We start from the raw sequence: 14,300 nt of genomic DNA, 5'->3' as shown, positions 1-14,300 counted from the left end.
CCTCTCAGTAGTCTGGGGCGGTGCCCCGCTTCGACCTCTCCCCCGCCGAACTCGGAACCTACCGTCCCGACATCCGCGAGCCGGCGGACCTGGACGCCTTCTGGACCGAGACGCTCGCCTCCTCGCGGGCCGTCGCGCACGCGCCGGTCGTCACCGCGGCGCCCTCGCCGCTGCGCACGCTCGACGTCTTCGACGTGACCTTCTCCGGGTTCGCAGGCGATCCCGTCCGCGCCTGGCTGACGCTCCCTCGGGGGATCGACGGACCGCTCCCCGCGGTCGTGGAGTACAACGGGTACGGCGGCGGCCGCGGTCTCCCGGTCGAGCGGCTCGGCTGGGCCTCCTCCGGCTACGCACACCTGTTCATGGACACGCGCGGCCAGGGATCGATGTGGGGATCCGGCGGGGCGACGGCCGACCCGCACGGCACCGGCCCGTCGGCCTCCGGTTTCATGACCCGCGGGATCGAGGACCCGGCGGACTACTACTACCGCCGCGTCTTCACGGATGCCGTCCTGGCGGTCGACGCCGTCCGGTCGCTGGATGCCGTGGACGCTGCGCGGGTCGCCGTGACCGGGGGCAGCCAGGGCGGCGGCATCGCGCTCGCGGCCGCGGGCCTGTCCGAGGGTCTCGTCGCGGCGATGCCGGACGTGCCGTTCCTGTGCCACTTCGAGCGCGCCGTCGGCCTCACCGATCGCGACCCGTACCAGGAGATCGTGCGCTACCTCTCGACCCACCGGGGAGCCGAGGAGCGGGTCTTCGAGACGCTGTCGTACTTCGACGGCGTGACGCTCGGCGCACGGGCCCGGACGGCGGCGCTGTTCTCCGTCGGGCTCCTCGACCCGATCTGCCCGCCGTCGACGGTGTACGCCGCGTTCAACCACTTCGGCGGGGACGACAAGGCCATCGAGGTGTACGCGCACAACGAGCACGAGGGCGGCCAGGCCTACCAGTGGCTCGCGCAGACCGCGTTCCTGGGCGCGCGGGTCTGATCCCGAACGGTCAGACCGACGCGACCGCGATCTGCCCGTGCAGCGGGTGGGTCGCCTCGAGTCCGGGGAGCGCGGCCGCCCCGTCCAGGCCCGTGCCCCGCGGCACGCGGATCACGACACCGGGGCGTGCCTCGCTCACGAGCTCCTCGAAGCGGGCCCGGATCACCGGGGAGCGGAACACTCCGCCGACCATCCCGACCACGCAGTCCTCGGCCGCGTCGTCCGGCTCGGCCACGCGCGCGAGCGCCGTCGCGACCGAGAGGGACAGCTCGCGGGCCGCGCGCAGGCTGATCTGGGCGGCAGCGGCGTCGGTGCCGGCGAGCGCGGTCACCGCTTCGGCGAACGAGGCGACGATGCGGATCCGATCGGGATCGGACTGCAGCGCGATGTACGCGTGCTCGATGTCGGGCCAGTGCGCGCGCACGACGTCGAGCAGCGCGGTCCCGGACGAGCGGCCGTCGTAGGCGCGCATCGCAGCGTCCAGCGCCTCGCGTCCGATCCAGTGGGCACTGCCGGCGTCGCCCATGATGTTCCCCCAGCCGTCGACCCGCGCGACGCGCGTGCGGCCGACGGCGAGGGTGACGACCCCCGTGCCGGCGGCCACGACCGCCCCGCGGGCGTCGCCGAGTGACCCGAGGAAGCTCGTGACCGAGTCGTGGGCGAGCAGGACGCGGCGCGTGCCGACGTCGGCTGTGAGGCGCAGCAGGGCCGCGGCGTCGGTCGCCGCGCTGGTGAGACCGGACACTCCGACCGAGATCGTCTCGAGGTCCTCCCCCAGATCCGCATGCAGTGTGCGGGCGACCGCGGCGAGCTGCGGCATGAGCGGCTCATGGGTGCGCACACCCGGGTAGGTGAGGTCCACGGGAGGGGCGCTCGGCCGGGTGAACCGGACCTTCGTCCCGGTCTGGCCGGCATCCAGGGCCACGCGCACACCCTGCGCGCGGGCGCTCATCGCGTGCTCCCCGCCCATGAGACATACTGCTCGCGCAGGAACGCCGCGGCCGGCTTGCCGTACGGGCAGTAGTCGTCGTTCGCCGCGGCATCCCGCAGGTCGTAGAGCTCGGCGGGCCAGTCCCACAGCATGAGCCCCTGCACCCAGTCCCGGTCACGGCACGCGCGGAACATCTCCGCGTAGTAGCGCAGCTGCTCCGCGCCGGACGGCGCGCCGGCAAGCTGCCAGTCGTTCGGTCGCTGCGCGGAGCCCTCCCGCGACGGGCAGCCGGCCTCCATGAAGAAGAACGGCTTTCCGGCCGCGGCGACGACCGGCGCGATGCGGTCGAGCTGCGCCTCCCACGCGTCGATCGGGTAGTAGCCGCTCGAGGAGATGACGTCCACGGCATCCCACCAGGTGACGCGGTCCTCCTGATACTTGTCGCAGTTGTACGTGATGAGGCCGTCGTAGACGTCGCGGACCGCGGCGACGAGCGTGCGCCAATGCGCCTCCTGACCGTCCGCACGCACCATCTCGCAGCCGATGCAGAGCATCGCGCAGCCCTCGGCCTGCGCGATCCGCGCGGCGTGGACGATGAAGGCCGTGTACGAGGCGAACCACTCGGTCCAGCTCGGCTCGTCGGGGACGTCCCAGTCGAAGAAGCCGATGAAGGCGCGCCAGGTGCCGTCTGCGACGTTCACGACGGGCTTGAGGCACACTTTCAGGCCGAGCCCGTGCGCTTCGCGGATGGCCCAGACGATCTCCTCGTCGGTCGCCGTGGGCTCGTCGTGGAAGGGGATCTCGGTCGAGAAGGCCGTCGCCTGCAGGGCGGAGTACGCCAGCGCCGTCCAGTTCGCTCCAGTCTCGGCCATCCGCGCCATGGAGTCCGCCGCACGGGGGGTCGCCCAGGTTCCCCGGGTGCCGACCCAGCCCCACGTCATTCCGCAGACGGGGGCGCCGGGCAGCGCCGTCATCGCGCGGCCACCAGTTCGTTGGCGGAGCGGGCGACGCCCGGACGGAGCACGTCCGCCGCTGCGAGCTCGACCACCCCACGGACACGGAAGGTGTGGGAGGCGCCGGGCAGGAGGGTCACGAGTCCGCCGTCGACGACCGCATCGGGGGCGATCTTGTCCACGAGCAGCGTCAGGTCGCGGACGAGCGTCGTGGCCGTGATGGTCACGTCGAAGCCGTCGTCGCCGCGCGGGACGACCTCCGCCGCGAACTGCGCGGGCGGGAGCGCGGAGTCCCGCGGCTCGGCGAACCACCACACCGCGGACGTGCCGAGCGCCTCGACGACGAGGACCTCGTCCGCGACGTCGTCGGGGGCGACCGGGGGGAGGTCGACGCGGAGCGTGCCCCGCGCAGGTGCCTCGCCGACGAGCACCCGGCGCTCGCGCTCGGCGCCGTCGAAGCCCATCCGTCGCACGACGATGTCGCCGGACCACGCCTCGCCGGTGTCGTTCGTCAGCGCCGCGAACAGGCCGTCGCCGGCCGGCTGCACCGACACCGCCCGGGGCGCGAAGGCATTCCGGATCGCGAAGAGCAGCGGCTTCTCGCGCCCCTCGCCGTCGACGGCCGCCCACGACGTCACCGGCCAGCAGTCGTTGAGCTGCCACACGACCGCACCCGACGTGTGCGGGGCGTGCGCGCGGAACCAGTCGAGGGCGCAGCTGACCGCGTTGGCCTGGTTCAGCTGCATGGCCCAGTGCCACGTCTCCATGTCCTCGGGCACGCGGTAGTGCCCGAGCAGCCCGCTCGCGAGCTTGACGTTGCCGTCGAGCGCCTTCTGGTGCACGATCATGCCGGGCGATTCGGGGGTGAGAGGCTCGTCGTGGATGGACGAGGTCAGGGTCGTCCAGGTGGGCGGGCCCTGCCAGCCGAACTCGGCGACGAACCGCGGCGTCTGGTCGCGGTAGGTGGGCCAGTCGAGCCGGTTCCACTGCTCCCACAGGTGCATCGTGCCGTGACGCTCGTCGTTCGGATGCTGCCCGCCGGGGCTGAACGGGCTTCCGGGAGCGTACGGCACGTGCGGGGCGATCTCGGCGACGAGCGCCGGAAGGAGCTCGTGGTAGTAGTACGCGCCCCAGGACTTGCCGTCCAGCATCCGTTGCCACCCCCAGTCCTCGTACCCCCACAGGTTCTCGTTGTTCCCGGTCAGGAGGGCCAGGGAGGCGCGATGCCCGAGCCGGGCGATGTTCTCCCGCGCCTCGGCCTCGATCTCGCCGCGCAGGGGCTCGTCCTCCGAGTAGGCCGCGCACGCGAAGAGGAAGTCCTGCCAGGTGAGCAGACCGAGTTCGTCGCAGGCGTCGTAGAAGTCCTCGGACTCGTAGATGCCGCCGCCCCACACGCGGATGAGGTTGAGGTGGGCAGAGCGCGCCTGCTCCAGGCGACGCCGGTACCGGTCCGGCCCGACCCGGCTCGGGAACGCGTCGTCGGGGATCCAGTTGACGCCCTTGACGAAGACGGGCACATCGTTGACGACGAGCTGGAACGGTGTGCCGTCGGCGTCCGATTCGGTGTCCCATCGGAGCGTGCGGAAGCCGACCCGACGCGTCGCCGTGTCGATCACGGCGGCGTCCGCGCGCAGCTCGACGTCGACGTCGTACAGCGGCTGGTCGCCGTAGCCGGCGGGCCACCAGCGCTCGACCGCGCCGAGCGTCACCTCGACCTCGGCGTCGGCGGCACCCGCCGGGACCTCCACGGTCTGCTCGGCGCCCGCCACGGCCACCCGCAGCGAGAGCGGCACGTCCGCCGTCCGGGCGAGGGAGACGGACGCCGTGACGACGCCGCCGTCGCCGTCGGGGCGCGCTGCGACGCGCACCTCGGCGAGCCGCGCACCCGTCCAGGACTCGAGCCGCGCCGCCCGCCAGATGCCGCTCGCGTAGGTCGCGATCCCCCAGTCCCACCCGAAGCTGCACGCCGACTTGCGGATCGCGTCGTAGGGCAGCGGGTACGGACGCGGCCGGGCGCCGAGCACCAGCGCCTGCGCGTTCGCGTAGCGGATGGGGCTGCGGAACGCGACCGTCAGAGTGTGCCGGCCGACCGTCAGGAGCCCGGTCACGTCGATCCGGTAGGAGCGGTGCTGGTTGGCCACCTCGGCGAGCGGGGCGCCGTCCAGCGACACAGTGGCGACGGTGTCGAGCCCATCGAAGACGAGCTCGTGCCGGTCCGCCCCGGCGAGCAGCTCCGCGGTGACCGCCAGTTCGGTCCGGTAGGTCCAGTCGACGAGCCCGATCCACGCGAGGGCCGACTCGTTGTCGTCGAGATACGGGTCGGGGATGAGCCCGGCCGCGAGCAGGTCGAGGTGCACGACACCGGGGACGGTCGCCGGCACCTCCACGTCGCCGACCGCGGAGGGTCCGCCGGCGGCGCGGACCGTCCAGCCGGTGTCGAGGGGCAGGGCGCGGAGGGGGTGGATCACGGTGCTCACTTCACGGCGCCTGCGGTCAGGCCCTTGTAGATCCATCGCTGCAGCAGGAGGAACGCGATGAGGGTGGGGATGATGACGACGATCGTGCCGGCGGCGATGACCTCCCACTGCGCGCCGAACGGTCCCTTGAACCGGAACAGCGACGTGGAGATCATCCCCTCGGACGGCAGGTAGAGGAACGGGGCGTAGAACTCGTTGTAGACGGCGATGCCCTTGATGATGACGACCGTCGCGATCGCGGGTTTCAGCAGCGGGAGCACGACGCGCCAGTAGATCGTCCACCTGTTCGCACCGTCGATCATGGCGGCCTCGTCGAGCGAGACGGGGATCGACTGCATGAACTGGATGAACAGGTAGATCGCGATGATGTCGGTGCCCATGAACAGGAGGATGAGGGCGGCCTTCGTGTCGTAGAGCCCCAGGCCGTTGATCAGCTGGAAGGTCGCGACCTGGCTCGTGACACTCGGGATGAGCGTCGCGAGCAGGAAGAGGCCCATGACGAGCTTCTTCCCGCGGAAGGCGAACCGGTCCAGCGCGTAGGCGGCCATGGTCCCGAGCAGGATCGTCCCGACGAGGGACACCACGAGCACGATCGTGGTGTTGATGAAGCCCTCGAGCATCTTCCCGCTCGTGAACGCCGTGACGAAGTTGTCGAAGTGGAACCAGTTCTGCGGCGCGTCGAACGGTCCGGTCTGCGCGTACTCGGGTGCCGTCTTGAGGCTCGCGAACAGCAGGACGGACAGCGGCAGCAGCGTGACGACGGCCGCGACGATGAGGCTCAGGTACTTCGCGGTCGTGGCGCTCACGCCTCGCACGCGCTGGCCGAGGGTGCGCGCCGAGCGTCGGCGGCCCGTGCTCGGGGCGATGGTCGCGGTCATGTCAGATCCACCTTGTCGTCGGGGAAGATCCGGCGCTGGATCCACGTGATCACCAGGACGATGACGAGCAGCACGACCGCCATGGCCGACGCGAGCCCGACCTGGCGGAAGTTGAACGCCGTCTGCAGCGTCTGGATCACGAACGTCGCCGAGCCGTTCGCGCCCCCGGTCATGATGAACGGGATCTCGAAGACCGAGAGCGAACCGGCGATCGCGAGGATGAAGGACAGCCCGATGATGCGCCGGATCCCGGGGAAGATGATCGCCCAGAACTGCTGCCAGCGCGACGCGCCGTCGAGCTCGGACGCCTCGTACAGCTCATGCGGGATCGACTGGATCGCGCCGAGGAAGAGGACGAAGTTGAGTCCCGTGTAACGCCACACCGACGTGCCGGCGAGCGACCAGTTGACGATGTCGGGGTCGCCCAGCCACTGCGGGGGTTCGGCGACGCCCACCCAGCCGAGCACGGTGTCCAGCGTGCCGCCCGGCTGGAAGAGATAGAGGAAGACGAAGCCGACGGCCACGCCGTTGATGAGGTAGGGGAAGAAGAGGATGCCTCGGAAGAGATTCGAGAAGCGCGTCGAGAAGCTGAGGATCGTCGCGAAGTACAGCGCGATCGCCATCTGCGCGAACGAGGCGACGAAGTAGTACAGGCTCACCCAGAAGACGCTGAAGATGCGCGGGTCGGTGAAGACCTGCACGTAGTTGTCGATCCCGACGAACTCCTTGTTGAGATCGATGCCGTCCCAGTCCGTCACGCTGAACCAGAAGAGGTTCAGGGCCGGCCAGTAGGTGAGCAGCAGCAGGAGCCCGACGGCGCCGGACAGGAAGAGCCACGGCGTCAGCCGGGCGAGGATGCCGCGCCCGGCGGCACCGCCCCGCGGGGCGCCGGCCCCGCCGCGCGAGCGGCGGAGCAGGCGACCCCGGGCGGGGGGAAGGACGGCAGGCGCGTCCGCACGCGCGCTGCTCGGGGAGGTGAGGACCATCGTCTGCCGTCCTTTCCGCTCAGCCGGCGATCTTCTCGACCGACGCACCCCAGCGCTCGTTGAGCTCGGCGAAGTAGCTCTCCTTGTCGCCGTCGGCCGCGCCGCGGGCGATGTCGACGAGCTTCTGCCGGTAGATGGGGCCGTACAGGTCGATCTGCGCGTCGTCGGCGACCTCGTTGATGAGGCCCTCCTTGCCGGCGGGGGCGGGGTTGATCTCCATGAGCTCGACGCCCGCGTCGGACAGGCCCTGCAGCGTGCCGGGCAGTTCCTTGTCGATGACCGGCGAGACCATGCCCTGCGCCTCGGTGTAGCCCGAGTCCTCGACGAGCCACTGGATCCACGCCCAGGCAGCGGCCTTCGACTTCGAGTGCTTGCTGACGGCGAGGTTGTAGTCACCGCCGATGACGGCGTACTGCGTGCCGTCGGCCGATGCCGGGAAGGCCATGAAGCCGATGTCGTCCGCCGATGCGCCGTTGGCCTCGGCCGCCGCCTGCATCTGCGAGATGGCCCACGACCCGAGGGTCATGGCGGCGATCTTGCCGGTTCCGAGGTCCACCTTCGACTGCTCCCAGTTAGTGGTGAGCGGGTCGGCCTCGGTGAGGCCCGCAGCGACGGATTCGTAGAGCAGCGAGTCGATCGCATACATGTCCGTGCCCTCGGTCCACGGCGCCTTGTCCTCCGCCATCGTCACGGGGGCGTCGGCATCGTGGGTCACCGCGCCGAGGTTGCCGAAGCTCTGCGTGAGCGGCCAGCCGTCCTTGTAGTTCGTGTACAGCGGGATCGCGTCGGTGCCGTCCTTGACCTTCTCAAGCGCGTCGAGCCACTCCTCCTCGCTGGTCGGGAGCGTGGTCACGCCGGCTTCCTCGAACACGCGCTTGTTGTACACGACGCCGTTCGCGTTGCCGCCGAAGGCGATCCCGTACTGCGTGCCGTCGAAGCTCGCCGCCGGCAGGAATCGGTAGGTGTCCTCGAAGGACGAGGTGTCGCCGAGCGGCTCGAGGAACTGCTCGTACTGGGCGGGCTTGATGGCGGGGATGCCGATGACGTCGCCGTAGTTCGACGTGCTCATGCGCGTGAGCATCTCGCCGGAGTAGTCGGTGATGCCCTCGAACGTCACGGTGACGTCCGGGTGCTCCTCGGTGAACGCGTCCGCGTACTTCTCGAACGTGCCGTCCTCGATGAGGTCGGTGCGCCAGGTGATGACCTTGATGTCACCGGCCACCTCCCCGTCGATCGCGTTGTCGGTGTCGCCTCCGGTGCCGGCTGTGCCGGCGCAGCCGGCGAGCGCGACGCCGGCGACTGTCAGCAGGGCGATCCCTGCGAGTGCCTTGCGTGTCATGTGGGTCGTTCCTCTCGGTTCTTCGTCGACCGTGGGACTGCGAGTGCCGCGTCCGTGCGGGTGCTTCGCGGCCCCAGAGTAGGTCCCCCCGCCGCCCCATGCAAGGGGTCAATGTCAACGCTGTCTTTGATTGTCCTGCTTCACCACTTACCAACGGAAATCCCGCTGATCCGGCTTTTTTCCCTCGCAAAGGGAGAATCACGGACTGCAATGTCCGGGTAAATGTCCCACGTAGACATCGTGCCGATCGATGCTAGGGTGGGCTCGTTCCGACGAAGGAGAGACGATGACGGTCCAGCAGCGGGCGACGCTCCAGGACGTGGCGCGTCTCGCCGGGGTGAGCTCGAAGACGGTCTCCCGCGTGTTCACGCATCGCGAGCTCGTGGCACCGGAGACGGTCGAGCAGGTGCTCGCAGCGGCCAAGCGTCTCCGGTTCCGCCCCAACACCCTGGCCCGGAGTCTGCGCCGCGGAGGCGCGACCAACACGATCGGCTTCATCATGGGCGAGCTGAACAACCCCTTCTACTACAAGGTGGCGGCGGGCATCGAGAAGGAGCTGGCGGGGAACGGGTTCGCCCTCCTGGTCGCGACGACGGACGACAGCGCCGAGGGTGAGGAGCGCGTCGCGGATGCCCTGCTCGCGCAGCGGGTCGGGGCGATCCTGCTGATCCCGGTGGCCGAGGACCAGTCCTACCTCGAAGGCGAGCGACAGCTCGGCACCCCCGTGATCGCGATCGACCGGCCCGCCCGGAACCTCGTCGCCGACGCCATCGTGCTGGAGAACCGGCAGGGCGTGTACGAGGCGACCATGCGGCTCCTCGAGCGGGGGCACCGGCGGATCGGCTACGTCTGCAACCCCGCCTCGGTGTACACGCAGTCCGAGCGGCTCCGCGGCTACCGCGAAGCGCTGGCCACCCACGGCATCCACGAGTCGGCGCGGTGGGAGCGCCTCGGCGACGACCTGTCGCATCCGTCCGACGGCCTCGTCGGCGATCTGCTCGACTCCCCGGAAGCGCCCACCGCCATCATCACCGGCAACAACCGCGTGACCGTCGCCGCGCTGCGCGCCCTGCGAGCGCGGGACCTCGAGAGCCGGGTGGCGCTCGTGGGCTTCGACGACTTCGACACCGCCGACGTGCTCGGCGTCAGCGTGATCTCCTACGACCCGCTCGAGCTCGGTCGGCGGGCGGCATCCCTCGCGATCGAGCGCATGCGCGACCCGGCCGGCTTCACGCAGCAGATCGAGCTGCCGACCTGGATCGTGGAACGCGGCACCGGTGAACGCCCGCCCGTCGAAAGGCCCGAGGCATGACCATCACCCACCTCGAACGCGACGGCGTCGCCATCGTCCTCGCACAGGAACCCCAACGGCTCCCCGACGTGCTGCACTGGGGATCCGCGCTGGGCGCCACGCCCGGCGATGACCTGCTCGGCGCGCTGCACCGGCAGACGCCGCCGGGGACGCTCGACGCCGCCTGGCAGCTCGGCATCCTGCCCGCGGAGGGCGACGGCTGGGCGGGAAGACCCGGGCTGCAGCTGACCAGGGCGGGCATCCTGCTGCGGACCCGCTGGCACGTGATGCCCCTCCGCGTCGACGGGGCGACGGCCCAGATCGACGCCGTCGACGACGAACTCGGCGCGGCCCTGCGGACGCGGATCGAGATCGCGCCGGGCGGCCTGGTCTGGGTGACGCACGCGCTGCGCAACACCGGCGGCGAGAGCTTCGGCGTCGACTTCCTGGAGGCCACGCTCCCCGTCTCGCCGTCGGCGACGCACGCGACCTCGCTCGACGGTCGGTGGTCACGGGAGAAGCGCCCCGTCACGACGGCGCTGCCACCCGGCGCGACCGCCCGCCAGTCGCGCCGTGGACGCCCCGGGCACGACGCGCCCACGTTCCTGGCCGTCTCCGAGGGCGAGCCGCGGTGGCGGGACGGGCGGGTGTGGGCCGCGCATGTCGCGTGGTCGGCGGATGTCACCTACCGCACCGACCGGGTGACGGATGGCGTGCCGCTCCTCGGCGCCGGCGAGCTGCTGCGTCCCGGCGAGATCGTGCTCGCGCCCGGCGAGGAGTACGTGGCACCGCCGGTCGCGTTCGCCTTCTCGACCGGGGGCCTGGACGGCGTCGCCGCGCGCTTCCACACCTGGCTGCGCGCACGGCCGCAGCACCCGCGCACGCCGCGGCCGTTCACGCTCAACACGTGGGAGGCCGTGTACTTCGACCAGGATCCCGCGCAGCTGACGCGCCTCGCCGAACGTGCGGCGGAGGTGGGCGTCGAACGCTTCGTGCTCGACGACGGCTGGTTCACGGGGCGGCGCGACGACACGACGAGCCTCGGCGACTGGGAGGTCGATGCGGGCGTGTGGCCGGACGGCCTCGGCCCCCTCGCCGACCGCGTGCACGCGCTCGGCATGCAGTTCGGCCTCTGGTTCGAGCCGGAGATGATCAGCCTGGACTCCGACCTCGCCCGCGCGCATCCGGAGTGGCTGCTGCACGATCCGCGGCATCTCGCGCATGAGGCGGGTCTGTCCTGGCGCACCCAGTACGTGCTCGACCTCGCGAACCCCGACGCGTACCGGCACATCAGGGACCGCATCGACTCCCTCGTCGCCGGCATCGGCATCGACTACATCAAGTGGGATCACAACCGCGACCTCGTCGAACCCGTCCACGACGGCCGGCCCGGGACGCACGCGCAGACCCTCGCGGTCCTCCGGCTCATCGCGGAGCTCAAGCAGCGCCATCCGGGCCTGGAGATCGAGTCGTGCTCGAGCGGCGGGGCGCGTACGGATCTCGGCATCCTGGCGGTGTGCGACCGGGTCTGGGCGAGCGATTCCAACGACCCCGTCGAACGCCAGGACATCCAACGCTGGACCGGCCTCCTGCTGCCCCCCGAGCTCGTCGGCGCCCACGTCGGGCCGACGCGGTCGCACAGCTCCGGTCGGGTCACCGACCTGTCCTACCGGATGGCGACGAGCCTCATGGGATCCGCGGGGCTCGAGTGGGACATCCTCGCCTGCGACGCCGAGGAGACCGCCGCCATCACGCGGTTCGCCGCCCTGTACAAAGAGCTCCGGTCGCTCGTCCACACCGGCACGGTCGTGCACCCGCCGCTGCGCGACCCGGCCTGGCGGGTCACCGGCTTCGTCGCCCCCGACGGGGGCGAGGCCCTCGTGATCGTCGCGACCATCGCCGGCCTCGAGGACGCCCGCGCCGAGCGGCTGCGCCTCCCCGGCCTCGACCCGCTCCGCACGTATCGCGTGGCCGTGCGGACGGAGATCGGTGCGGCCCGTGCCGGGTGGATCGTCCCGCCGTGGCTCAGCGACGGGGGCATCACCCTCACGGGAGCGGTGCTGGCCGAGATCGGCCTGCAGCTGCCGACCCTGTGGCCGCTGCAGGCTCTCGCGCTCCACATCCGCGCCGAGTAGCGCCGACACGACGAAGCCCCGCCCGGCGGTGCCGGGCGGGGCTTCGTGTGCGTGGTGTCAGCTCAGGCCGTCGATGACCTGATTGAAGGTGGCGGACGGACGCATGATCGCCGTGACCAGCTCGACGTCGGGGCGGTAGTAGCCGCCGATCTCGGCAGGCGATCCCTGCACCGCGATCAGCTCGGCGACGATCTGCTCCTCGTGGGCGGCGAGCGCCTCCGCGACGGGGGCGAACGCGGCGGCCAGTGCGGCATCCTCGGTCTGCGTCGCGAGCTCCTGCGCCCAGTACAGGGCGAGGTAGAAGTGGCTTCCCCGGTTGTCGGTCGTCCCGAGCTTGCGCCCCGGCGACTTGTCGTTCTCGAGGAACGTGCCCGTCGCGGCATCTAGCGTGTCGGCGAGGACCTTGGCCTTCGGGTTGTCGTTGCGCTCGCCGAGGTGCTCGAGCGACGCCGCGAGCGCGAAGAACTCGCCCAGGGAGTCCCACCGCAGGTAGTTCTCCGCGACGAGCTGCTGGACATGCTTGGGCGCCGAGCCGCCGGCCCCCGTCTCGAACAGGCCACCGCCGGCGAGGAGCGGCACGATCGAGAGCATCTTGGCGCTCGTGCCGACCTCGAGGATCGGGAACAGGTCGGTGAGGTAGTCGCGCAGCACGTTGCCGGTGACCGAGATGGTGTCCAGTCCCTGGCGCAGCCGTGCGAGCGTGTAGCGGGTCGCCTCGGCCGGCGGCAGGATCGTGATCTGGATGCCGGCGGTGTCGAGGGTCGCGAGGCCCTGGTGCACCTTGGCGATCAGCTGCGCGTCGTGCGCGCGGTTGACGTCGAGCCAGAAGACGGCCGGCGCACCGGTCGCGCGGGCGCGACCGACCGCCAGCTTCACCCAGTCCATGACGGCGATGTGCTTCGTCTGCGTGGCACGCCAGATGTCGCCGGCGGCGACCTCGTGCTCGATGAGCACGGTGCCCTCGCCGTCCAGCACCTGGACGACGCCCGCGGCCGGGATCTCGAACGTCTTGTCGTGGCTGCCGTACTCCTCGGCGGCCTGCGCCATGAGACCGACGTTCGGCACGGTGCCGATCGTCGTCGGGTCGAGCGGGCCGTTCGCGATGACGTCGTCGATGACCGCCTGGTAGACGCCGGCGTAGGAGGAGTCCGGGATGACCGCGATGGTGTCGTCCTCGCCGCCGTCGGCGCCCCACAGCTTTCCGCCGTTGCGGACGAGGGCCGGCATCGAGGCGTCCACGATGACATCGCTCGGCACGTGCAGGTTCGTGATGCCCTTGTCGCTGTTCGTGTAGGAGAGGCGGGGGCCCTTCTCGATCGCGGCGGTGAACGCCGCGGCGATCTGCTCGCCGTCCGCGACGGAGGAGAGCCCCGTGAGGATCGAGCCGAGGCCGTCGTTGGGCGAGAGGCCCGCCGCGGCGAGCGTGTCGCCGTACGTGGCGAAGACGTCGGCGAAGAACGCGCGCACGACGTGGCCGAAGATGATCGGGTCGCTGACCTTCATCATCGTGGCCTTCAGGTGCACGGAGTACAGGAGGTCTTCGTCGGCCGCCTGCGCGATCGTGTCCGCCAGGAACGCGTCGAGCGCCGCGGCCGAGAGGAACGTCGCGTCGATGACCTCGCGCGGCAGGACCTTCAGCCCATCCTTCAGCACCGTGACGGTGCCGTCGGCTGCGATGTGACGGATGCTGAGCAGGTCGTCGTGCGCGGCGACCCAGGACTTCTCGTTCGCCTTGAAGTCGTCGTGGCCCATCGTCGCCACGCGGGTCTTCGACCCGGCCGGGAACGGCTTGTTCAGGTGCGGGTGCTTCCGCGCGTAGTTCTTCACCGACAGGGGCGCACGACGGTCGCTGTTGCCCTCGCGGAGCACGGGGTTCACCGCCGAGCCCTTGATGCGGTCGTAGCGGGCGCGGACGTCCTTCTCCTCGACCGTCGTGGCGTCGTCCGGGTAGTCCGGGATGTCGTAGCCCTGATCCTGCAGCTCCGCGACCGCGGCCTTGAGCTGCGGGATGGAGGCGGAGATGTTCGGGAGCTTGATGATGTTCGCCTCGGGGAGCGTCGCGAGGCCGCCGAGCTCGGCGAGCGCGTCGCCGACCTGCTGCTCGGGCGTCAGTCGCTGCGGGAACGCCGCGAGGATGCGGCCCGCCAGCGAGATGTCCCGCGTCTCCACGGACACCCCCGCCTGTCCCGTATAGGCCTGCACGATCGGCAGGAACGACGCGGTCGCCAGTGCCGGAGCTTCGTCGGTGTACGTGTAGATGATGGTGGGCTCGGGCACGTGTCGTCTCTTTCGTTCGCGAGCGGAGTTGTCTCGATATCAAG

10 protein-coding genes are annotated in these 14,300 nt (G+C 70.8%); 3 read left to right on the top strand and 7 right to left on the bottom strand.

Going from position 1 to position 14,300, the window contains the following annotated elements; translation table 11 throughout:
* Positions 1–20 precede the first annotated feature (20 nt).
* Entirely contained in the window at positions 21–989 is a 969-nt protein-coding gene (locus QZL85_RS11245) for an acetylxylan esterase (RefSeq protein ID WP_295576752.1), read from the top strand.
* A gap of 10 nt (positions 990–999) precedes the next feature.
* On the opposite strand, the gene QZL85_RS11240 is transcribed toward QZL85_RS11245, so the two are convergent.
* From QZL85_RS11240 to QZL85_RS11215, 6 genes are read right to left on the bottom strand one after another with little or no spacing between them, the layout of a single operon-like run.
* On the bottom strand, positions 1,000–1,941 hold the full coding sequence (locus QZL85_RS11240) for an N-acetylglucosamine kinase (protein ID WP_295576751.1): 942 nt from the start codon (positions 1,939–1,941) through the stop codon (positions 1,000–1,002).
* On the bottom strand, positions 1,938–2,861 hold the full coding sequence (locus QZL85_RS11235) for a glycoside hydrolase family 113 (RefSeq protein ID WP_295576786.1): 924 nt from the start codon (positions 2,859–2,861) through the stop codon (positions 1,938–1,940). The genes QZL85_RS11240 and QZL85_RS11235 overlap by 4 nt, the downstream gene beginning before the upstream one ends.
* A 29-nt stretch (positions 2,862–2,890) precedes the next feature.
* The gene (locus QZL85_RS11230) at positions 2,891–5,350 is read right to left on the bottom strand and encodes a glycoside hydrolase family 2 protein (protein ID WP_295576750.1); all 2,460 of its coding nucleotides are present in this window, start codon (positions 5,348–5,350) and stop codon (positions 2,891–2,893) included.
* Positions 5,347–6,228 (bottom strand): carbohydrate ABC transporter permease, encoded by an 882-nt coding sequence (locus QZL85_RS11225; RefSeq protein WP_295576748.1) that lies wholly within the window; start codon positions 6,226–6,228, stop codon positions 5,347–5,349. Before QZL85_RS11225 ends, QZL85_RS11230 begins: the two co-directional genes overlap by 4 nt.
* Positions 6,225–7,214 (bottom strand): carbohydrate ABC transporter permease, encoded by a 990-nt coding sequence (locus QZL85_RS11220; RefSeq protein WP_295576747.1) that lies wholly within the window; start codon positions 7,212–7,214, stop codon positions 6,225–6,227. Before QZL85_RS11220 ends, QZL85_RS11225 begins: the two co-directional genes overlap by 4 nt.
* 19 nt (positions 7,215–7,233) lie before the next feature.
* Positions 7,234–8,553: an ABC transporter substrate-binding protein gene (locus QZL85_RS11215; RefSeq protein WP_295576746.1), complete on the bottom strand. Its 1,320-nt coding sequence runs from the start codon at positions 8,551–8,553 to the stop codon at positions 7,234–7,236.
* A 286-nt stretch (positions 8,554–8,839) separates the two neighbouring features.
* Here QZL85_RS11215 and QZL85_RS11210 point away from each other — a divergent pair, with 286 nt between their 5' ends.
* On the top strand, positions 8,840–9,865 hold the full coding sequence (locus tag QZL85_RS11210) for a LacI family DNA-binding transcriptional regulator (protein WP_295576745.1): 1,026 nt from the start codon (positions 8,840–8,842) through the stop codon (positions 9,863–9,865).
* Complete coding sequence (locus QZL85_RS11205; protein WP_295576744.1) at positions 9,862–11,979, top strand: alpha-galactosidase; 2,118 nt, start codon at positions 9,862–9,864, stop codon at positions 11,977–11,979. Before QZL85_RS11210 ends, QZL85_RS11205 begins: the two co-directional genes overlap by 4 nt.
* A 57-nt stretch (positions 11,980–12,036) precedes the next feature.
* Here the strand turns inward: QZL85_RS11205 and QZL85_RS11200 are convergent, their stop codons facing one another.
* Positions 12,037–14,256 (bottom strand): NADP-dependent isocitrate dehydrogenase, encoded by a 2,220-nt coding sequence (locus QZL85_RS11200; RefSeq protein WP_295576742.1) that lies wholly within the window; start codon positions 14,254–14,256, stop codon positions 12,037–12,039.
* Positions 14,257–14,300 lie beyond the last annotated feature (44 nt).

The organism is uncultured Microbacterium sp., assembly GCF_900078385.1.
Lineage (GTDB): Bacteria > Actinomycetota > Actinomycetes > Actinomycetales > Microbacteriaceae > Microbacterium.
This window is presented reverse-complemented; position numbering and strand designations above follow the sequence as displayed.